The sequence below is a fragment of the Hymenobacter metallilatus genome (genome assembly GCF_003944705.1).
Lineage (GTDB): Bacteria > Bacteroidota > Bacteroidia > Cytophagales > Hymenobacteraceae > Hymenobacter > Hymenobacter metallilatus.
Map to the genome: position 1 here is coordinate 1 of NZ_RWIS01000001.1, position 19948 is coordinate 19948.

Here is a 19948-nt window from a genome sequence, read left to right on the forward strand (position 1 = left end):
ACCGCTGCAAGCACTACTGGCTCACCCCGGACGACTATCGCACCGAGCAAACCCTACGCGACAAGCTCGACTACCTCATGCCCAGAGTCGGAACTGAGTATACGGTTACTTTTAGCTGACCACTTAAGCCGGTGCTACTCCGGCACTCCAACGCCCGCTTTTGAAAACAACCTAGCTCTGTTCCCTGCCCGCTATTCAAGCAAAAAGCCCGCAACGGTAGTTGCGGGCTTTTTGCTTGAATAGCGGGTGCCACTTAGTCGGCAATGCCGTCGTGGTTGCGGTCCTTGGTGTCGGCAGCTTGCTCATACTGCTGGCGGCCGGTGGGGCCGGCGCTGGTGTCGCGGCGGAGGCCGGAAGCGGCCGAATCGTCGGCTACGGTAGCGGGTTGGTTGTTAGCCGGGTCGAGGCTTTTTTCGGCCCCGCGTTCTACATTGGTATCACCGGTGCCAGTACCCGTGTTACAGGCCGATACGGTAGTGACCAGCAGTACGGCCACGGCCAGCGGACGAAGAAAGTTGAGCGTTTTCATGGGAGTATGAAATTGGAAGAGCAGTAAGAGACGAACTATTTTGGGCTGTACGGCTGACCGTCGGGCTGGTTTTTGCGTATGATGATTTCTGCATTGATACTACTGCCAACTCACCGTTTCTATTCGCTGTTTTATGCTTCGTCCACCTTCCTAGTCAGCCACTAACTGCCTGTGTCCAGCGGGTATGCAACAGTCAGTTATCTTTGCCTGTCTGTAGTACCCCCATGGCCCGATCCTCCTCCCCGCCCTTCGCCTACCACCTGCTCCTGCGAAAAGTTGCCTATTTGGCCGGAAGCAGCCTGTTGCTGGCGGTGTTGCTGACCGGCTACCTGTTCGGAACGCAGGACCATTTCTTTGGTCGACTTTTCGGAGCTTTTTTCGTATTTTTCTGGCTACTGGCTGTAACATTCCTGGGGGTGGTTCCCTTTGTGAATTGGGCGGCAGCCAACTGGTTTGGGAAACAATGGGCAGAGCCCGCGCCGGAACGTACCCGGCGGGCAAAGCCTACCGCTTCCCCACCTGCTTCTCGTAAACCAACGCGCACCGCAACGCGGTTGAACTCAACTCAACATCCGTGAAAACGACGCTTCTGCACATTAAGAACATGGTTTGCCCACGCTGCATTGATGCCGTGCGCAACCTTCTCGAACAAGCGGGCTACCGCCCCACCGATGTAACGCTGGGCCAGGCACAGCTGGATACCAGCACCCCCGCCGATCCAGTTTCAGTAGCTCCTATGTTGCGTGAGGCTGGTTTCGACGTGATTATGGGCCGCGCTGATCAGCTTACGGAGCAAATAAAATCGGCGCTGGTTGAGTACCTGGAGCACCTGCGCACGGCCCGTATGCCCCTAACTACTTCGGCCTTCCTCACCGACCGGTTTGCAGCCACGTATTCGCATCTGAGCAAGGTGTTTTCGCGCACGGCTAACCTTACCATTGAGAAATACCTGATTCGGCTGAAAATTGAGAGGGTAAAGGAAATGCTGAGCTATAATGAAATGACGCTAAGCGAAATTGCTGAGCAGATGCGCTATAGCTCAGGCCAGCACCTGAGCAACCAATTCCGCCAGGTTACCGGCCGCTCGGTAAGCGAGTTCCGCCGTGACCTGATGCCCCGCCGTCTTTCTCTGGACCAGCTGGTATAGGAAGGAAGTCAAAGAGAAAGGCCCGTATGCCAACGCCTCATTCGGTTATCCGGAACGGGGGCATTGGCATACGGGCCTTTCTCTTTGACTTCAACTTAGGCTTTACCTTTGCGGGCACCTTTACCGCCAGTTGGCGGTTGCTGTTCCCGTGTCGTCTTCTGCCCAACCCCGCATCCTGCTCGTTACGCCGCCGCTCACGCAGCTGAACACGCCCTACCCGGCTACTGCCTACCTCAAGGGTTTTCTGGGTGGGCGCGGCTACCAGGTCACGCAGGCTGATCTGGGGCTGGAATTGGTATTAAAGCTGTTTTCGAAGGAAGGCTTGGGGAGGGTATTTGCTGCAATTGAACGTGGCCACTTTGCGCTCAGCGACAATGCCCGGCGCATGGTGCGCCTCAAAAACAGCTACCAGAGCACGGTGGAGCCGGTTATCCGGTTTTTGCAGAACAAGGACAATACGCTGGCCCCGCGCATCTGCCACAGCCGGTTTCTGCCAGAAGCCAGCCGCTTCGACAACGTGGCCGACCTGGAAACGGCTTTTGGAACCATGGGCCTTACCGACCAGGCCCGCCACCTGGCCACGCTCTACCTTGAGGACCTGGGCGACCTGATAAAAGAAACCGTTGGTCCGCAGTTTGGCTTTTCGCGCTACGCCGAGAAGCTGGCTATGTCGGCCACTACTTTTGATGCTTTGCACGAGGCCCTGCAGGCCCCGCCCAACCTGCTCGACCAGATGCTGCTGGAGCTGCTGGACACGCTGCTGGTACGTACTCAGCCCGACATTGTGGGTTTCACGGTGCCGTTCCCTGGCAATCTGTACGGGGCGCTGCGACTGGCGGCCCGCGTGAAGCAGCTGCACCCCGGCACTTTCACCATGATGGGCGGCGGCTACCCCAACACCGAGCTGCGCAGTATCCGGGAGCCCCGCTTCTTCGATTATATTGATTTCCTGACCCTGGACGACGGCGAAGGTCCGTGGCTGCGGCTGTTGGAAGCACTAGGCAGTGAGTTATCAGTTGCTGATTGTCAGTTGTCAGATAACCAGAGTTTACTGGCAACCGCCAGCCAGCAACCAACAACTCCCAACTGCAACCTAACAACTGACAACCAGCAACTAACAACTAGAAACCTCCAACGCACTTTCCTGCGCAACGCGGCCGGGGAGGTGCAGTACGTTAATTACCCGCACCCCGACATTCCGCACCCTGAGGTAGGTGCACCCGACTATTCGGATTTGTCCCTGGCGGAGTATTTATCGGTGATTGAGGTATTGAACCCCATGCACCGGCTCTGGAGCGACGGGCGTTGGAACAAGCTTACTATTGCCCACGGGTGCTACTGGAAACGGTGCTCCTTCTGCGACGTGACGCTGGACTACATTGCGCGCTACGAAACCGCCCCGGCTACCTTGCTGGTGGACCGCATCGAGCAGATTATTGCCCAGACCGGACAAACGGGTTTTCATTTTGTGGATGAAGCAGCCCCTCCCCTGGCCCTGCGCGACCTGGCCGTGGAGCTTCTGAAGCGACGGGTAAGCATTACCTGGTGGGGTAATATTCGGTTTGAGAAAACCTTCACCCCCGACCTGTGCCGCCTGCTGGCCGCCAGCGGCTGCATTGCCGTAAGCGGGGGACTAGAAGTAGCATCCGACCGGCTGCTGGCCCTCATGGAAAAGGGCGTCACCATTGCCCAGGTGGCCCGCGTGACGGATGGTTTTACGCAGGCCGGCATTATGGTACACGCCTACCTGATGTACGGTTTTCCGACCCAAACCGCCCAGGAAACCATTGACTCCCTGGAAGTAGTACGCCAGCTGTTTCAGGCGGGCATTGTGCAGAGCGGTTACTGGCACCGGTTCTCGATGACGGCGCATTCGCCAGTGGGAAAAAACCCAGCCAAGTACCAGGTGGCTGCCGTCGGTCCCGAGCCCGGCCCCTTTGCCTGGAACGACCTGTGGCACGACGACCCAACCGGCACCGACCACGAGCAGTTTGGGGCCGGCCTTACCAAAGCCCTGTACAATTACCTCCACGGCGTGGCATTGCAGGAGCCACTGGGCTTCTGGTTTGATTTCCGGGTACCTAAAACCACTGTGCCCCGCCACCTGATTGCGCAGGCCTTACAGGAACCCGCCCGGCCCGATGCCAGCCGGCCCAACAACCGCCTGTTCTGGCTGGGCAATGCCCCCGAGCTGCGCCAGGAGTCCGGCAAGAAAGGCAACCGGGCCGTACTTACCTTTTATGAGCAGGCCGAGGATTTCGAAGTAAGCGTCCCGGCCGTCCTCGGCCCCTGGCTGCAGGAGCTGCTCACCCGCCTCAGTGCCGACTACGATGCAAAAGTGCTGCTGAAAGATGCTGCCGCCAGCTATCCTGCCGCCGCTAATCAGCCCTGGGAGCAGTTCCTGCAGAGCCAGGCTTGGCAGCAGCTACGCGAAAAGGGCCTGTTAGTACTGTAGAACGTGCACCTTCGAGCCGGTCTTTAAGGTACTAGGGCAACAACAGGTAGAATACCGCACCGAAGCACGCTTACCGCTGCCGCAGCCACTCCAGCATACCAGCCCAGTAGCCAGCAGCCGGTTGGGGCCATTGCCACTGTCCGTCGGGGCGGGTACGGCCGGGCTGCACAAAGTCAGGAGTAGCCTGGGGCAGGATGCGCACCTGCGTGCCACGGCGGTATCCCAGAGCTGTGCGCAGGCGGCGGGCACTTTCCCGCACCTGCACGGTAGTATCCAAGGCACCATAGCAGGCCAGCACCGGAACCCGAAGCCGGTTGAATACACTGTAGAGTTGAGCTTCGTCCCGGGTATCGGCAGCTGCGCCTTCCAGCAGCACAAATTCTGGCCGGGGGCTTAGGCTGGCGGCTGCAGCCACCATGCTGGTGGTACGGCCCCGGCCCCAGTACCCTACTTTGCTGGAGTCGACGCCGGCCTGCTGCCGTAGCACGGCCAGCACGGCCGCCAGCGCCACGCCCCCCGCCGAATCCGGAAGAGTTGCCGAGGCAGGCAGCACCAGCGCTGCAATGCCGTGGCGGGCCAGATACATGGCCCGCTGCCCCGCCGCTGCCGCCGTGGCCGGCGAGGCTACCAGGGCCAGTGTAACGTGCCGGGCAAGGGTATCATCGGGGAGCAGAAGCCGCAGTTGCTGATAGCCGGGAAGCGCCTGCTCCCGAAAGCCCCGGGGAGCAGCTTCCCCACGCCGGGCCCACACAAAATCAGCCTGCAAACTGTCCCAGCTCAACACACCCCGCAGAAAATCACCTTCCTGCACTGCCTGTACCTGTATGCCCCCGGAACCCGTAGCCTGCTGTGCCACCCGAAGCTGTGGGGCCTGGTAGGAAACCCGGGCGGGCTCAAACCCTAATTCCGGCAGCTGCGGAAAGCGTACTTCTGCCTGCAGCTGTCCGGGGCGGATTTCGCGTAGCTCCAGAGCCACCCGCAACTCACTTCCCTGGTAAGTAATGGGTCCCTCGTAGTGCCCGGTTGGTGGCGGAGCGGCAGTCTTGTTTTCAGGTCCGGTGTTGCCGGAGCAGGCCACTGCCAACCCCAGGCTTACTCCGCCTCCAACGCGCCAGGCAACGGAATACATGATTCGGCTGAAATGCATACGCGGCGTGCGGAGGAAACTAAACACAGGGAGGTTGCTAGTGGGGCCGCTAATATAAAGGAGCTGCCTAAAGTCCTTTGCGCAGAATCAGGTCGTTTTGCACGTCAGAGCCGATGGTAAACGTATGCTCCCCGATTTGCTTAAACCCAAACCGTTGGTAGAACATCCGGGCCCGCTCATTCTTCTCCCATACGCCTAGTACCACCGCCCGGCTACCCTGCTGCCGGGCTTCTTCAATGGCCCGGCGCATTAGCGCGGCGCCTAAACCGGTACCAATCCAGTCTTCGGCCACGTACAACCGCTCAATTTCCAGCCGATCTTCCGGGGTTTTCGTGGGGTCGAGGCCCAGGGCGGAGTGCAGCCTAAGCTTGGCATAGCCCACTATTTCCTGCACCAGGTAGGCCACCAGAAAAATCGTGTCAGGGTCCTGCAGCTCGGCCAGCTGTTTATCGGGACCAAAAGCAGCCGCTTCGTACGCGGCCATATCTTCGGGGCTGTTTTGGGTAGCATATGTATCGTGAAACATGCGCTGGCCGATTTCAGCCAATCGGGCAGCAGCGGCAGCAGTTCGTTTGGCTACCTGAATTTGGAGCGGAGAGGACATACAGAGGATATAGCCGCAAACCCACGGCCCGGCAAAGGTAGGAGTGTTAGTCCACGGTATCGTTGCCGCGCCGCTCACGCCAGCCGTAGCGCAGCATCATAACCCCGCCAATCACCATCATCAGGGATAGAATTAGCTGGGTAGAGCCCACAGCATCGGCCCCCAGGCGCTGGTAGGCATCGTATATCACATACAAGCGCAGCGCAACCCCAAGCAGCAGCAGGAAGCCCGCAATCAGAAACAACAAGCCCACCAGACGGCGGGTAGCGGGAGGAAGCGGCCAGGCCATAAGGAGATGTCAGCAGTTAATGCGCAGCTGCACCGCGCCGTTTAGCAGCAAGATGATACTCTTCCCGATACGCAAGCGGTTGGATTTTGATTTTTCACCCGTACTTTTGCTTCACTCCAGAAGCGGGAGTAGCTCAGTTGGTAGAGCATCAGCTTCCCAAGCTGAGGGTCGCGAGTTCGAATCTCGTTTCCCGCTCATTCAGCAAACGGCCTGACACATTCCTTGTGTCAGGCCGTTTGGTTTATGCTTGGTCTAGCGCCTGCTGCAACGCCTCCACAAACAGCCCCACATGGTAGCCGTCGGCCAGGCCGTGGTGCACGTTAATGGCTACAGGCATGAGTTGACGGCCATTTTCGGGGCGAATACGGCCTACCGAAATTTTGGGGATGCTATCGGGGTGGGCGAAGGCGCGGGCGTGGGTGAGGCCGGTGAAGGACAGCCAAGGCATGGCCGAAAAGTGAATGACATCCGTACGGCCCGTCTCGGGTCCGAGGCGCAGGCCCTGACTGGCGTGTACGGCGGCTATTTCGGCCCGCAGCCCTTCCCCAAAAGCCGCCAGCTCCGGGTGGTAGGGCACAAAACCAAAACCAAAGGTATGATCGGGCCGGCCCAGGGTGGGCGAGGCGTGAATCTGGTCGTAACACACTACCTGGCCCTCTTCGATACGGTAGCGCAGGTTCTCCACCTGATTGACGGCTTGAAGGGTGCAGTGCAGGTACAGTTGAAAAAACGAACAGCCCAGGTCCCGGGCGCGTTGCAAAGCCTGTGTGGCATCCACGTCCGTCACAACGCCCCAGAAAGGCTCCTCAAAGCCCGAAAAGAAGGTAAAATGCTCCCGCCGGTTCCAGGTACTTAGGTCAATCAACTGCTTCATGGGCCGCAAGTTCGGTAACTTCGCGCTACCAATTTCCCTTGCCGCCATGCCTGCACCCCGCCTCATTGCCTTCGACGCCGACGATACTCTCTGGCCCAATCAACCTCACTTCGACCGGGCCGAGGAGCGCCTGTACGAACTGCTGAGCCACTATGGCACCGCCGACGAGCTTAGCGGGCAGTTCTTTGAGGTGCAGCGCGAAAACATGCCCTTATTTGGGTACGGGGCCAAGTCGTTTATGCTATCCATGATTGAAACCGTTATCCGGCTCACTAATGGGCAGGTAAGCGGCCAGGAAATTCAGCACATCCTTGACTACGGCAAACGTCTGCTGGACTATCCAATTGAATTGCTGCCCCACGTACCGGAAGTGCTGGCCGCCGTGCAGGCCCAGGGAATACCGCTCATGCTGCTCACCAAAGGCGACCTGTTTGATCAGGAGAGCAAGCTGGCCCGCTCCGGCCTCGGCGACCTGTTCGAGCACGTAGAAATTGTAAGTGAGAAAAATGAGGCTACGTACCGCCGTCTGCTGACCCGCTACGGCGTAGCTGCCGAGGAATTTGTTATGATTGGAAACTCGCTGAAATCGGACGTGCTGCCGGTGGCGCGCCTGGGCGGGCGGGCCGTGTATGTGCCTTACTACACCACTTGGGTAATGGAGCGGGTTTCGGAGGCCGATGTAGCAGGCGTGTCGTTCCAGGAAGTGGCTTCCCTGGCCGAGGTACCAGCCTGGCTGGCACAATTGGGGTAACAGCCCGGCCACTGACACTCATGGGCCGGGCCGAGGAGGTTCTCTGATTGTGCGCCCTCTGGAGTATAGTCAGAGCGAGGCGAGAAGCTGGCAGAACAAGTGTTGGACCCAGCTCTAGTTGGCTGCACTACACGCGGCCAATCCACCACCAGCAAAAAGCCAATCCAGCATTAGTATTATCCCATGAAAGGAAATAAGAAATTTTACCTTTGCATATAGTACCAAACTACAGCAAGTCATCTAGTTAGTCCGGAATGAGAAACCTTTTATGCTACGTAAGCGGCCTGGCCGCTTTTTTTGGGCTCCTGCCGCAGCATCCGTTGCGGGCCCAAACCATCAGCGGCACCGTGTTCGAGGATGTGAACTATGGAGGTGGGGCCGGCCGGCCGCTGGGCGGTACTGCCGGGGCGGTGGCAGTGGGGCGCATAGCAGGTACTACCACCGTTACGGCCGGAGCGCGGGTGGAACTCTATGACGGGGCAGGCAACTTCGTGGCTACTACTACCACCAGCACGGCGGCCAGCCCGGCGTTGGGCACCTACTCGTTCAGCACCGGCCTCACGGCGGGAGCCACCTACACAGTGCGGGTAACCAGCGGGTCGGTTCGCTCGACGCGCACGGGCACCACCAGCGGCCTGCTGCCGGTGCTCACCTACGTAAACGGGCAAACCGACCGGGTGGGCGGCCAGGACCCGGCCCGGGGCGACGCCGCCAACGGCGCCGGCGGCACCACCCTCACCAGCCTCGACGTGGCTACCAGCGGCGGCACCATCGGCACCCTGGCCCAGAACGTGGCAACTGTGACGGCCACCAGCGGCACCGTGAGCGGAGTTGATTTCGGCTTTAGCTTCGATGTAATAGTGAATACCAACGACGCTGGCCTGGGCTCGTTGCGGCAGTTCATAGCCAACGCCAACGCCCTTACGGGTGAGGCCAGCCTGGCACAGAGCGGCTTTTTCCGGGATGCCGTAGCAGGCAACGCGACGCCGAATACTGCTTTGCCGTCGGGAAAGGAAACCAGCATTTTCATGATACCGGACGGGCTGGCGCACCCGGGTCTGCGGGCCGCCACGGCCGGGGGGCCAGCTTCGCAGCTAAGCAGCGGCGTGGCCGTAGTGGCACCCCTCACCGGGTATTCACTGCTGAGCACCAGCACCAACCTCGACGGCCGTACGCAGTCCTACAACGTGGGCAACACCAACGCGGCCGTGCTGGGCACGGGCGGCACGGTGGGCACCAGCGCCACCACCCTATCCCAACTCGACGGCCCCGAAGTACAGCTGAGCGGCCCGCGCCTGAGCGGCAACGGGGCTACCATCAACCTGGGCCTGAGCCTGAGCGGAGCCAACAGCGGGGTGTTTGGTCTGGCGCTGGTGGGCTTCACCGGCGGCGACTCGGACACCCAAGGGGCGCTGCGGCTAACTGGCAGCAGCAACATTACGGCCAGCCAGAACGTGCTGGGGGCCACGGCTACCAGCTTTGCCAGCCCCGGTGCGGCGGCCCGCACCACCAGCAGCAACCTCATCGTGAACAGCACCACGGGCAGCGTCGTCAATCAGAACCTGATTGGCTTCGGGGGCGTGGTGGGTATCCGGCTGGTGGCCAGCGCGGTGAGCAGCCTCACCATCAGTGGCAACGAGGTAACCAGCCACGACCAGGATAACCTGCTGGTGCGCGGCAGTACCATCAGCATCAGCGGCAACCTGATTACGGGGGCCAGCACCGGCTTTGGCATTGATATGCTCAGCTCGGCCGGCAGCACCAGCATCCTCGACAACACCATCAGCAACAACTCGGGCGGCAGCACGGGCACCACCGCCGATAAGGGCGGGGTGCGGGTGTTTGGCACCGGCAACGAGCTGCGCCGCAACCTCATCAGCAACAACGCCGGCTCGGGCGTGCTGGCTACCTTCGTGACGGGCTCCCAGACCCAGAACACCATCCTCAGCCAGAACAGCTTCGTGGGCAACGCCTTTCTGGGCATTGATCTGGTGAGCACCTTGTCGGGTGGCCCTACGGCCGCGGCCCAGACCCAGGGCGTGACGCCCTTCGTTTCGGTGAATGCCGACGGCAAAACCACCAGCAGCGGGGCCAACAGTCTGCTCAACTTTCCAGTGCTGGAATCGGCGACGGTGGTGGGCACGAACCTGGTGGTGCGCGGCTTTGCTCCGACCGGGGCCACGGTGGAGGTGTACCTGGCCAGCCCCGGCGCTACCAACGCCAGCACCACGGCCGGTATTGATACCCGCAACTTCGGGCAGGGCCAGACCTTCCTGTTCGGGGCCGCCGAGGGCAGCGGCTCCGACGCCGACGGGGGCACCGGCAGCTACTCGGCTCCTTTCAATGGCTTCAACCAGGGCACCGAAACGGGGGCCAGCCGGTTTTCCTTCACGGTGCCGCTGGCATCCTTGCCGGGCGGCGGGGCAGGCCTTGCGGCTGGCTCTTCGCTGCTCACGGCCACGGCCACGGTGGTGGGCACCGGTACCTCGGAGTTTGGGGGCAACGTAGTGCTGAACGCGCCGCCGGTAGCCAATAACGCCACCAACGTGCAGCTTTCCACCATCAGCGGCACGGTGGCCCTGAGCCCGGGCCTATCGGGCACGGCATCGGGGCCCGGCAACGCGGTGGCTTCCTACACCATTCTGAGCCTGCCCAGCGGCGGTACCCTGAGCTATTTCGACGGCACCACGACCACGCCGGTAGCGGCCAACCAGGTAATCCTGGCGGCCAACATCGGGGGGTTGCGCTACACCCCGGCCGCCGGTACTACGGGCTCGTTCACGTTCCAGTTCAGCGTAACGGACCAATTTGGCACGGCCAGCACCCAGAACAGCACCGGCGGCACGCTGGCGGCGGGTCCGGCCACCTACACCCTGCCGGTGCGGGCCGCCGCCGACGTGGCCACCAGCATAACGCCCACGCCCGCCGGCTCGGTAAATGCAGGGGCCAGCCTGAGCTTCGCGGTGACGTTTACGAATGCCGGACCCGATGCGGCTACCGGCTACGCCCGTACGCTCACGCTCACGCCCGGCCTGGGCACGGGCAGCAACGTTACTATTACGGGCAGCGGCTTCACCGCCAGTTATAACAATACCAGCGGCGCGGTAACTTTTACCCCGAGTGCCACCTCGCTGGCCAGCGGAGCCAACTTGAACGTGACGGTAACCATTACCGCCGTGCCGGCCGCCCTGAGCGCCGTAACGGCCAGCACCACTACCAGCACTACCGCCGACCAGGGCGCCGACGTGGGCCCCAACTCGGCCACGGCCACGGTAACCGTAACGCCCATTGCCGACGTGACGACGACCCTAACGGCTGTCACGGGCCAGACCCAGTTTCTGCCGGGCGGTACGGGTGTGGTGACGGTGAACTTCCGCAACGCCGGCCCCAGCTCCGCCGCCGACCCTACCCGCACCGTGACGGTGCCGGCGGGCTTCACGGTGGTTTCGGCCCCCGGCAGCACATCGGTAGTCGGCAGCACCATCACCTACCCGGCGGCCAACCCGGTGGGCGTGAGCACCGCAGGTATCAACTACGATATTACCCTGCAAGCCCCTACGCCCACCGCGCAAACCGATTATACACTTAGCAGCCTGGCTACTACCAGCACCAGTCAGGGCACCAACGCACTGGCCGACCAGGCCACGCTAAACCTGAACGTTATCGGGCCCAACCTGGGCTGCACGGCTTCGTTTTACCGGGTGCGCCAGCCCAACGGCTCCAACGCCTCGGTGCTGGAGCGGGTGGACCGCACCGGCTCGGGCTCTACCATTACCTACTCGGCTACACCCATCTACACCGTCAACCGCAACGGGGATGTGGCCCTGAACGCGCTGTCGTACAACGCCGCCGATGGCTACCTCTACGCGGTGGTAATCGGCTCTAACCGCCTCTACCGCCTGGGCCTGGACAGCTACCAGGACCTGGGGCCGGTAGCGGGCCTATCATCCGTTAACTCGGCCAGCGCCGATGCGGCGGGTGTGCTTTACCTGGCCAACGACAATTCTACTACCCTCTTCCGGCTGGTAGTAGCCACCCGCACCCTTACAACCGTTACCCTGCCCGCCTCGGTGCGCGTGGGCGACCTGGCTCTGAATCCGCTCGACGGGCTGATTTATGCTACCCGCTACTATAACTCGGCCGGCAACAACGGGCTGATTCGCATCAACCCCAGCACCGGCGCTACTTCCACGCTGGCCCCCAGCGGTACGCTCACCACCACGGGGCAGGATGTGGGGGCACTGTTTTTTGATGCAGCCGGCACCCTCTACGCCGCCACCAACCAAGGCACCCTGGTACTCTACAGCACCGCCGATGGCTCGGTAACCGACATTGGCGTGGTAGATGGGGCGGCCCAGGCCGACGGAGCCTCCTGCGCCAACCCGCCCCAGCGCCTTGATGTAGTGCGCACGGCTTCCCAGCCAATAGTGGTAGCACGCGGCAGCGCCAGCAGTCAGGTTATCATTGATGTGCCCTTTACGGTGCAGCTCCAGAACACGAGTCCGGTAGATGCCCCGGTGGTTCAAATCAACGACTTCCTGGCCCGGGTGTTTACGCAGGGCAGCCCCACGCTCAGCATTGCGGTAGCACCCAGCGTAACGGGCGGGATACTGGTGGCCAACACCGGCTTCACGGGCCAGAATGGCAATTCCAACCTGCTCACGGGCCAGGTAGCCCTGCCCAGCGGCGCCAGTGCCATCATCACCTACACCCTACGCCTCACCTACGCCAACACCGGCGCCGTACCCCGCACGGTAATCAACACGCAGTCGTTGGCCAGCACAGTGGGCAGCAGCAGCAACCAAGGATATACCATTGTAAACAGTGCCCTGGTACCCCCGGCCGTGGTACTGGCCGTAGACCAGTCGACCAATTCGGCCAGTCTGCCGGCATCGGCCAACGCCGACCAGGCTTCGCCCACGCCCGTATCGTTTGCCGATACGCCGCTGCCCGTGACGCTGGTGAGTTTCCGGGCTACCGTCGCCGCGTCGGATGCGCTGCTAACCTGGGCCACGGCCGCCGAGTTGCGCAACGACCGGTTTGAGGTGGAGCGCTCCAACGATGGCCGCCGCTTCGAGCGGGTGGGCACCGTAGCCGGCCGTGGCACCACCAGCCAGGGCCAACAGTATAGCTTCCGCGACGCAGGGGTGGCCCGCCTGGGCCAGCAGCTCTACTACCGCCTCCGCCAAGTAGACACCGACGGTACCAGCAGCCTGAGCGGCGTGCAGGTTGTGGCCTTCTCCGACGCGGCTGCCTCGTTCAACGTAGCGCCCAACCCCGCCACCGACCAGGTGACGCTCACCCTGAACACGCCGGCCCGGACCTATACCGTGGTGCTATTCGATGTGCACGGGCGTGAGCTGCGGCAGTGGCAGCTTGGCGGCGGGCAGCAGCACCCGCTGCCACTCAGCAGCCTGCCCACCGGCGTGTATCTGCTGCGCGTAGCCGGCCTGCCCGGCGTGCAGCGGCTGGTGAAGCTGTAAGCTGCCTTTTGGCTGCGCAAACAAAGCGCCCGGTTACTTCAGTAGCCGGGCGCTTTGTTTATACCTGAGGTTGCTGTACCAAAGTACCAACCATCGTGCTGGTTCATTTCTCGCAGTGTTTCGCAGAGGGTTACGCAGTGTTGCGCAGTGTTTCGCAGTGCGCTAACGACCCATTGCGTAAGTTCTGTGCACTGCACACGACAAGCATTTTCGCGAATTGGCCTTACAACCCAGCTTATCAAGCTGACTGCGTACGGGCCAGGTGCACGGCGAACTGCTGGCCCAGGGCCAGCAGGCGGGGAGTGTCTTTGCGGAACACCAGCAGCACTTGTAACTCGTCGCTGTAGGAGTCGCCGAACTCCAGCAGTTCGTAGCCGCCGGGCTGGGGGCCGCGTCGTTGCAATTCGGTATCCAACAAATGCAGGTATTCGTGCAGGTAGCGGTAGTGCGAAGGAGCTTCCGGCAGGGGCTCACTGAACTGCTCACTCACTTGCTCGTACAGCTCATCGGCTTTGTCGGAGCGGCACAGGTCCTGCCCAATGGCTTCCGTCAGGGCCACCTCCACCATCGACGCGCCACAGTCGCGCAGCCAGCCGTGCTCCTCTTCGTTCAGGTACTGGTCGAAGTAGGCGTCCGGGTCGTGGGCGGCCAGCAGCACGGCCTCCGTGGCAGCTGTCAACTCCTCGGCGGAGAGCGTGCCGGTGGTAAGCAGCGTCAGTAGTTCGGCCGCATCGGCAGCTACTGGAGCGGAGGTCATACAGTAAAGAGGATTGGGGCCAAAGCAAACAGTTGGGCAGAGCGGGGAACAACAGTCTGGTAAGCAGCCGCCGAAAACAAAAAACTGCCCGGCTTCCGTAGCGGGCGGCAGCCGGGCAGTTGCGTATTTTTAATCCGATAATCTACTTAATCCAAGTTGCGAATTAGAGCTAGAGGCCAGTTCCCCTTCTTGGAAAGGAGGGACTAGAGGTGGTTGATAGACGCCAGAACAGTTTTTAGAATTAGCTCTAGCATCGTTCAATAAATATCGACCACCCCTAGCCCCTCCTTTCCAAGAAGGGGAACTGGCCTCTAGCTCTAGTCCGTAACCCAAATTCCTTTACTCCCGCTTGGTTTTCAGTACTTGCTTGAGGCCGGCCAGCTCGTCGCGGAGCTTGGCGGCAGTGAGGAAGTCCAGGTCTTTGGCGGCGGCTTCCATCTGCTTCTCGGTCTGCTTGATGAGCTTCTCCAGGTCCGTTCGGTTCATCATCGACACCACCGGCTCGGCGGCAATGGCCAAGGCCGTGTCGGTATCGGGGCCGGCGTAAGCGGTGCCTTCCTGAATCCGGTAATCCGACAGAGAAGTTTGCTCCATGATGGCCTCCCGCGACTTACGCACCGTGCGCGGCGTGATGCCGTGGGCCTCGTTGTAGGCCATTTGAGTGGCGCGGCGGCGGTTGGTTTCATCAATGGCCCGCTGCATGGAGCCCGTGATACGGTCGGCGTACATAATCACCTTGCCCCGGTCGTTACGGGCGGCGCGGCCCATCGTCTGGATCAGGCTGCGCTGGTCGCGCAGGAAGCCTTCCTTGTCGGCATCCAGAATGGCCACGAGCGAAACTTCCGGCAAATCCAGACCCTCGCGGAGCAGGTTTACGCCAATCAGCACGTCAATTTCGCCCAGACGCAGCTGCCGCAGGATTTCTACCCGGTCCAGGGTTTTCACGTCGGAGTGTACGTACTGCGACTTGATGCCCAGGCGCTCCATGTACTTTTGCAGCTCCTCGGCCATGCGCTTGGTGAGGGTGGTTACCAGCACCCGGTCGCCCATTTTCACGCGGTTGTCCACTTCGTCCAGCAAGTCGTCAATCTGATTGGCGCTGGGCCGCAGGTCGATTTCGGGGTCGAGCAGACCGGTGGGCCGGATAATCTGCTCCACGATGATGCCGTTGGCCTGCGCCAACTCGTAGTCGGCGGGCGTGGCACTCACGTACACGGCCTGCCGGTACATGCTTTCAAACTCGTTGAAGGTAAGCGGACGGTTATCGAAGGCCGAGGGCAGGCGAAACCCGTACTCAATCAGGGCGGTTTTGCGGCTCCGGTCGCCGCCCCACATGGCCCGGATCTGGGGCATGGTGGCGTGGCTTTCGTCCACCACCAACAGGTAATCATCGGGGAAGTAGTCGAGCAGGCAGAAGGGTCGGCTGCCGGGCTGGCGGCCGTCAAAGTAGCGCGAGTAGTTCTCGATGCCCGAGCAGTAGCCCAGCTCCCGGATCATTTCCAAATCAAACTCGGTGCGCTCCATGATGCGCTTGGCCTCCTGGTCGCGGCCTTCCTTCTCGAAGTAGGCGTGCTGCTGCACCAAGTCAAACTGGATTTCCCGGATGGCCTGATTGAGCGTGTCCTTGCCGGTCACGAACAGCTGGGCCGGGTACAGCGTCACCGACTTCTCATCGGCCAGCTTCTTGCCGCTCTGGGGGTCAATCTTGTGGATAGCCTCAATTTCGTCGCCGAAAAAAAAGATGCGGTAGGCGTGGTCGGCGTAGGCCGGAAACACGTCTACAGTGTCGCCCTTTACCCGGAATGTGCCGCGCGTGAACTCCATCTCGGTGCGCGAGTACAAAATCTGCACGAACGAATAGAGCAGGTTGTTGCGCGAGTATTTCAGGCCGGGGGCCAGGTAAATCACATTTTTGCCGAACTCCTCGGGGTTGCCGATACCGTAGATGCACGATACCGACGCCACCACAATCACGTCGCGGCGGCCCGAGAGCAGCGTGGAGGTAGTGTGCAGCCGCAGCTTCTCAATTTCCTGGTTGATGGCCAGGTCTTTCTCGATGAATACGTCGGTGCTGGCAATGTAGGCCTCGGGCTGGTAGTAGTCGTAGTAGCTGATGTAGTACTCAACGGCGTTGTTGGGGAAGAACTGCTTGAACTCGCCGTAGAGCTGGGCGGCCAGGGTTTTGTTGTGGCAGAGCACCAGGGCCGGCTTGCCGGTTTCGGCAATGACGTTGGCCATGGTGAAGGTTTTGCCCGTGCCCGTGGCCCCGAGCAGCACCTGGGCCGGCTCGCCGTTGTTCACGCCTTCCACCAGCTGCTTAATGGCCTGGGGCTGGTCGCCGGTGGGTTTGAATTCCGAGGTCAGTTGATACTTCATGCAGGGGAAGAGAAACGTCGAACCGCCGGGCGGCGGGCTGGAAAATACCAGCCTTTGATAACTGCTTTAGCAAAGTGTAGGTTTCCCGGGAAACAAAAAAACCTGTCCGGACAACCGACAGGTTTTGTGCACCGCTCCGCCTTCCGCCCCGCTATCCGCCGGGCTGAATTCGGATGATGTTGTTGAGCTGGGCCCATTTCACCAGGTTGTGCTGCTGCATCTGGGCAACCCAGTATTTTTCGGAGCATACGCTTACGCCCAGGTGGCAGGAGGTAGCTCCCGCATTCTGCTGCTGGAGCTGCAGCCGCGCAACGGTTGCCTGCCAGTCCTGCTGGTTGGCCACGGTCATGTCCATCAGGCGCGGAATTACCGTCAGGGCCCGGGTCTGGAAGTGCAGATACACGTTGCCGTTCTTCACCGCTTTCCAGCCACCGGCGTTGATGTAGGACTTGCGGTTCAGCTCCCGAATAACGTAGTCGATGCTGTCGGCGGGCAGCGCGGAAATGTAGACCGTTCCCGTCAGGGACTTAATGACGAAAGCGTGGCCGTTGAACAGCTGCAGGGCCTGGGGCAGCATGGTTGTTTCCTTCATGCCTACCAGCACATCACCCGCTACGTAGCTGCCATCGGAGCACTCCATGGGCGGGCAGAATGGCAGCTCGGGTTCCACATCCGTCTGTTTCTGGCAGCCGGCCAGCCCTGTTACGGTAAACACGAAGCAGTAGAAGTAACGCATGGATACGGGTTGGGCATGAAACAATGTAGAGCACAATACCTGCCCCCCCAAACTGCTGCCCTATCGGGGGTCGCGCCAGAGCAGCTGGGGGTTGGTAGCCGTGGCCGAGAAATCGGGGCAGCGGCCGTCGCCGGTGCTGTTGGGTCCCACGGCAGCCGAACAGATAACCTGCCCGCAGGCATCAAATACGTAGCTGCTGTTGCCTCCCGTTACCAGGTACACAGTTTGGTTGCGGTACAGGTACTGCGTTACTTCGGCCGCCGGAGTTTGCTTGGGCTTTTGCTTGAGCTGCTCAATGAGCATATCAGCAAAATTGCCGGCGCACGAGGGCTCGGCGGCATCGTTGGTGGAAGAACAGGCGGTGGCTCCCCCCATCAGGAGGAGCCACAATAAACAAAAACTTATAAAGCGGTTCATGGGGTTTGCGGCAGCTGGCCACTACTACTGTACACCTGGCATGGGTTTGGGCGTACCAAATTCTACACTGGCTTCAATACCCAGGCTATACGGACGACTTTGGTTGACGGCTCGCTGGTTGGGGTGGGCATTGAGGGTGGTGAAGTACGCCTCGGCCACCGGGCCTACCGCCAGGCTCCAGCCCGCCGCAACGGGTTGATACCGCATACCAGCCCCGCCGCGGCCCGCCACCAGTACCTGCCGGTAGGGCGAATCGGGGGAAGAAGCCGTGTAGTTACGGGCGGCTTCCGGGGAGCCTTCCAGCTCGGAGCGGCTGCTGAGCAGTACGCTCACGGCAGCACCAACTTTAGCGTATAGCGAAAGGCCTGCCTTATTAGTACCATAGCGCACTCCTACTGGTACGGAGGCCGTCCGGTAACGGTAAGCTGTGGTGCGGGGCTGCGCCGGCGCAAAGCTATACGCCGCCGGCCGGTTGAAGATATCAGCCGCCTGAGGGCCCACCTGCTTCCCATCGATGAACCCGTAGGTGGTAGCCGAGGTAGCCCGCTGGTCGGCAGCTTCCACTCCGGAGGTCAGGGTCCAGTGCTTATTGAGGGCGTAGGAGGCCGTAAGGGCCACGCGCTGGCTGAAACCGGCGCGCAGGTTGCGGCGGTACTCATCTTCGGCTTCTTCCTGGTAGTAGGAGCGCAGAGCCGTCGAAACCGGGTCGGATTTTACGCGGCCATCGGTGCGGGAAAAGTTGATATTGGGGTTGAATGCCCCCACGGCGTAGCTGCCGCCCAGGCGCAGGCGCTTCCATAGTCTCGGGGTTTCCTTCTGCTCCGGCTCTACGGCAGCCAAGGCTTCTGCGGAGGGCTGGGGTACGGCCATCAGCGCGGGTTTCAATGTATCGGGGCGGCCCAGGCCTAGCAGATTCCGCAGGTAAGCCGTACGGGGTGCCAGCAGGCCTGCGCCAGAGAATGCGCTGCTCTCAGCAGTACCTGCACCCGCCTCACTCCCGGAGAAAAGCCCCCCAGTGGTGCCGGTTGTGTACCCTCCGTTTGAATAGCCCGCGGTGGTGTAGCCATACGGCTGACGCTGGCTGGCGACATTGCTGTAACCGGAGGCGGTGTAGCTGCCAGCCCCTTCGTAGCGGCCGTAGTACCGCTCAGCATCGGCAGGCAGTATGGTTCCGCTTCGGCTGGCTTCGGCGGCCCCGGCGGCCAGGTTGCTCAGGGCGGCTGCCATATCGGCGGCCCCGGAATACGCTTGCTCGCCCTCAATTGCCGGAGTATTGGTAGTGGCGCCGCGCTGGGCGGAGGCTCCAATCCGTAGCCCGGCCGGGTGGCTGCCCCCCGGCTGCGCGGCGAAATCCTGACCGGAGCCCAGGGGCTGCATGTTCAGGTAGGCCCAGCTGCCGAAGCCCAGGGCCAGCAACAGACAGGCGGCGGCAACCCAGCGGTGCAGCACTAAACGGCGGCGGTAGGCCGTGTTTTCCTGCATTACCTGCTCATGTTGCTGCACCACCAGCTCGTGGTCGAGCTGGTCCCAGAAGCCGGCACGCGGGGTTACCTCGGCCTCGGCAAACTTTTGCCGGAACAGGTGCTCCAGGTCGCCGGTGGGGTGCGGGGGCTGGTGGTTGGTATCGTTAGGAGCGGAAGCTGCCATGGGAGCGGTGAGCGTCCAAACGCTCGACTTTACTTTTCAAAATGGCCCGGGCCCGGGAGTACTGTGATTTGCTGGTGCCTTCGGAAATGCCCAGCATGTCGCCGATTTCCTTGTGCCCGTAGCCTTCAATGGCAAACAGGTTGAACACCATACGGTAGCGGGGCGCCAGTTCCTGGATCAGGTTCAGGAGCTCCTCAAAATTATAGTTGGAGAGCGTAAATTCTTCGCCGGCCAAGTCCTCGGGGTACTCGCCCCCGTCGCTGACGGCTACCAGCGGGGCGTTGCGGCGGTGCTGGCGCAGGGCGGCATTCACCATGATACGGCGAATCCAGAACTCCAGCGGGCACTCGCGGCGGAAGCTGCCCAGGTTTTTGAACACCGTCAGAAATCCTTCCTGCAGCACATCCTCGGCCTCGAAGGTGGTTTGAGCGTAGCGCAGGCATACAGCCATCATGCGGCCGGCAAACCGTTCGTACAGATACTTCTGCATCAGGCGGCTGCCCGCCAGGCAACCGTCGAGCAGCTCCAGGTCGGAGAGCTGGGAAGGCGGGGTAAGGGTGCGCACGGGAGCGGATAACGACGAGGATAGGGACTCCGGACGCTCGGCGGCGACGGGCAGCAGGCTGCGCAGCCCACCTCCACCCAATGTGGCCGACAGGGCGCTCATCGACGGTTCCGGCCCCGGCAGGGGCTGGCGTTAGGGTGCACACTAGCGGGATTCTCGGTGGAGAGGCGG

General features: G+C 61.4%; 16 protein-coding genes and 1 tRNA gene. 6 read left to right on the forward strand and 11 right to left on the reverse strand.

Going from position 1 to position 19948, the window contains the following annotated elements:
• Positions 1 to 253 precede the first annotated feature (253 nt).
• On the reverse strand, positions 254 to 529 hold the full coding sequence (locus EI290_RS00005; RefSeq protein ID WP_125425379.1) for a hypothetical protein: 276 nt from the start codon (positions 527 to 529) through the stop codon (positions 254 to 256).
• A gap of 224 nt (positions 530 to 753) precedes the next feature.
• Here EI290_RS00005 and EI290_RS00010 point away from each other — a divergent pair, with 224 nt between their 5' ends.
• The 3 genes from EI290_RS00010 (at position 754) to EI290_RS00020 (ending at position 4131) form a co-directional block, all read left to right on the forward strand.
• On the forward strand, positions 754 to 1107 hold the full coding sequence (locus EI290_RS00010; RefSeq protein ID WP_125425381.1) for a hypothetical protein: 354 nt from the start codon (positions 754 to 756) through the stop codon (positions 1105 to 1107).
• Positions 1104 to 1676 (forward strand): AraC family transcriptional regulator, encoded by a 573-nt coding sequence (locus EI290_RS00015; protein ID WP_125425383.1) that lies wholly within the window; start codon positions 1104 to 1106, stop codon positions 1674 to 1676. The genes EI290_RS00010 and EI290_RS00015 overlap by 4 nt, the downstream gene beginning before the upstream one ends.
• 148 nt (positions 1677 to 1824) lie before the next feature.
• Positions 1825 to 4131 carry a B12-binding domain-containing radical SAM protein gene (locus tag EI290_RS00020; protein WP_246008803.1) on the forward strand — a complete coding sequence of 769 codons (2307 nt, stop codon included), beginning with the start codon at positions 1825 to 1827 and terminating at the stop codon, positions 4129 to 4131.
• Positions 4132 to 4201: 70 nt separating this feature from the next.
• On the opposite strand, the gene EI290_RS00025 is transcribed toward EI290_RS00020, so the two are convergent.
• From EI290_RS00025 to EI290_RS00035, 3 genes are all read right to left on the reverse strand, one after another.
• A complete protein-coding gene (locus EI290_RS00025) occupies positions 4202 to 5260 on the reverse strand; it encodes a dienelactone hydrolase family protein (RefSeq protein ID WP_125425387.1) in 1059 nt (352 codons plus the stop codon).
• A gap of 85 nt (positions 5261 to 5345) precedes the next feature.
• Positions 5346 to 5882 carry a GNAT family N-acetyltransferase gene (locus EI290_RS00030; protein ID WP_125425389.1) on the reverse strand — a complete coding sequence of 179 codons (537 nt, stop codon included), beginning with the start codon at positions 5880 to 5882 and terminating at the stop codon, positions 5346 to 5348.
• Between the two features lie 46 nt (positions 5883 to 5928).
• Positions 5929 to 6171 carry a hypothetical protein gene (locus tag EI290_RS00035; RefSeq protein ID WP_125425391.1) on the reverse strand — a complete coding sequence of 81 codons (243 nt, stop codon included), beginning with the start codon at positions 6169 to 6171 and terminating at the stop codon, positions 5929 to 5931.
• A gap of 122 nt (positions 6172 to 6293) precedes the next feature.
• Here EI290_RS00035 and EI290_RS00040 point away from each other — a divergent pair.
• Positions 6294 to 6366: transfer RNA gene (locus EI290_RS00040), tRNA-Gly, on the forward strand.
• A gap of 46 nt (positions 6367 to 6412) precedes the next feature.
• On the opposite strand, the gene EI290_RS00045 is transcribed toward EI290_RS00040, so the two are convergent.
• The gene (locus EI290_RS00045; RefSeq protein ID WP_125425393.1) at positions 6413 to 7045 is read right to left on the reverse strand and encodes a chloramphenicol acetyltransferase; all 633 of its coding nucleotides are present in this window, start codon (positions 7043 to 7045) and stop codon (positions 6413 to 6415) included.
• A 46-nt stretch (positions 7046 to 7091) separates the two neighbouring features.
• On the opposite strand from EI290_RS00045, the gene EI290_RS00050 reads away from it, so the two are divergent.
• Together EI290_RS00050 and EI290_RS00055 are read left to right on the forward strand one after the other, a co-directional pair.
• Positions 7092 to 7796: an HAD family hydrolase gene (locus EI290_RS00050; RefSeq protein ID WP_125425395.1), complete on the forward strand. Its 705-nt coding sequence runs from the start codon at positions 7092 to 7094 to the stop codon at positions 7794 to 7796.
• A 254-nt stretch (positions 7797 to 8050) separates the two neighbouring features.
• A complete protein-coding gene (locus tag EI290_RS00055) occupies positions 8051 to 13279 on the forward strand; it encodes a T9SS type A sorting domain-containing protein (protein ID WP_125425397.1) in 5229 nt (1742 codons plus the stop codon).
• Between the two features lie 238 nt (positions 13280 to 13517).
• Here EI290_RS00055 and EI290_RS00060 read toward each other — a convergent pair whose 3' ends face one another.
• The 6 genes from EI290_RS00060 to EI290_RS00085 all read right to left on the reverse strand — a co-directional run bounded on the left by EI290_RS00060 (position 13518) and on the right by EI290_RS00085 (position 19879).
• Positions 13518 to 14036, reverse strand: coding sequence for a hypothetical protein (locus tag EI290_RS00060; RefSeq protein WP_125425399.1), 519 nt, complete (start codon positions 14034 to 14036; stop codon positions 13518 to 13520).
• A 339-nt stretch (positions 14037 to 14375) separates the two neighbouring features.
• Positions 14376 to 16412 carry an excinuclease ABC subunit UvrB gene (gene uvrB / locus EI290_RS00065; RefSeq protein WP_125425401.1) on the reverse strand — a complete coding sequence of 679 codons (2037 nt, stop codon included), beginning with the start codon at positions 16410 to 16412 and terminating at the stop codon, positions 14376 to 14378.
• 151 nt (positions 16413 to 16563) lie between these two features.
• Positions 16564 to 17148: a hypothetical protein gene (locus EI290_RS00070; RefSeq protein WP_125425403.1), complete on the reverse strand. Its 585-nt coding sequence runs from the start codon at positions 17146 to 17148 to the stop codon at positions 16564 to 16566.
• 60 nt (positions 17149 to 17208) lie between these two features.
• Positions 17209 to 17538 carry a DUF6970 domain-containing protein gene (locus EI290_RS00075; protein ID WP_125425405.1) on the reverse strand — a complete coding sequence of 110 codons (330 nt, stop codon included), beginning with the start codon at positions 17536 to 17538 and terminating at the stop codon, positions 17209 to 17211.
• Between the two features lie 51 nt (positions 17539 to 17589).
• Entirely contained in the window at positions 17590 to 19212 is a 1623-nt protein-coding gene (locus EI290_RS00080) for an outer membrane beta-barrel protein (protein ID WP_125425407.1), read from the reverse strand.
• Positions 19193 to 19879 (reverse strand): RNA polymerase sigma factor, encoded by a 687-nt coding sequence (locus tag EI290_RS00085; protein ID WP_125425409.1) that lies wholly within the window; start codon positions 19877 to 19879, stop codon positions 19193 to 19195. The genes EI290_RS00080 and EI290_RS00085 overlap by 20 nt, the downstream gene beginning before the upstream one ends.
• Positions 19880 to 19948 lie beyond the last annotated feature (69 nt).

Coding starts and splice junctions, on each gene's coding strand:
- EI290_RS00055 (WP_125425397.1), top strand. CDS start 8,051: ATGAGAAACCTTTTATGCTACGTAAGCGGCCTGGCCGCTTTTTTTGGG.
- EI290_RS00035 (WP_125425391.1), bottom strand. CDS start 6,171: ATGGCCTGGCCGCTTCCTCCCGCTACCCGCCGTCTGGTGGGCTTGTTG.
- EI290_RS00045 (WP_125425393.1), bottom strand. CDS start 7,045: ATGAAGCAGTTGATTGACCTAAGTACCTGGAACCGGCGGGAGCATTTT.
- EI290_RS00085 (WP_125425409.1), bottom strand. CDS start 19,879: ATGAGCGCCCTGTCGGCCACATTGGGTGGAGGTGGGCTGCGCAGCCTG.
- EI290_RS00010 (WP_125425381.1), top strand. CDS start 754: ATGGCCCGATCCTCCTCCCCGCCCTTCGCCTACCACCTGCTCCTGCGA.
- uvrB (WP_125425401.1), bottom strand. CDS start 16,412: ATGAAGTATCAACTGACCTCGGAATTCAAACCCACCGGCGACCAGCCC.
- EI290_RS00030 (WP_125425389.1), bottom strand. CDS start 5,882: ATGTCCTCTCCGCTCCAAATTCAGGTAGCCAAACGAACTGCTGCCGCT.
- EI290_RS00070 (WP_125425403.1), bottom strand. CDS start 17,148: ATGCGTTACTTCTACTGCTTCGTGTTTACCGTAACAGGGCTGGCCGGC.
- EI290_RS00080 (WP_125425407.1), bottom strand. CDS start 19,212: ATGGCAGCTTCCGCTCCTAACGATACCAACCACCAGCCCCCGCACCCC.
- EI290_RS00050 (WP_125425395.1), top strand. CDS start 7,092: ATGCCTGCACCCCGCCTCATTGCCTTCGACGCCGACGATACTCTCTGG.
- EI290_RS00025 (WP_125425387.1), bottom strand. CDS start 5,260: ATGTATTCCGTTGCCTGGCGCGTTGGAGGCGGAGTAAGCCTGGGGTTG.
- EI290_RS00060 (WP_125425399.1), bottom strand. CDS start 14,036: ATGACCTCCGCTCCAGTAGCTGCCGATGCGGCCGAACTACTGACGCTG.
- EI290_RS00005 (WP_125425379.1), bottom strand. CDS start 529: ATGAAAACGCTCAACTTTCTTCGTCCGCTGGCCGTGGCCGTACTGCTG.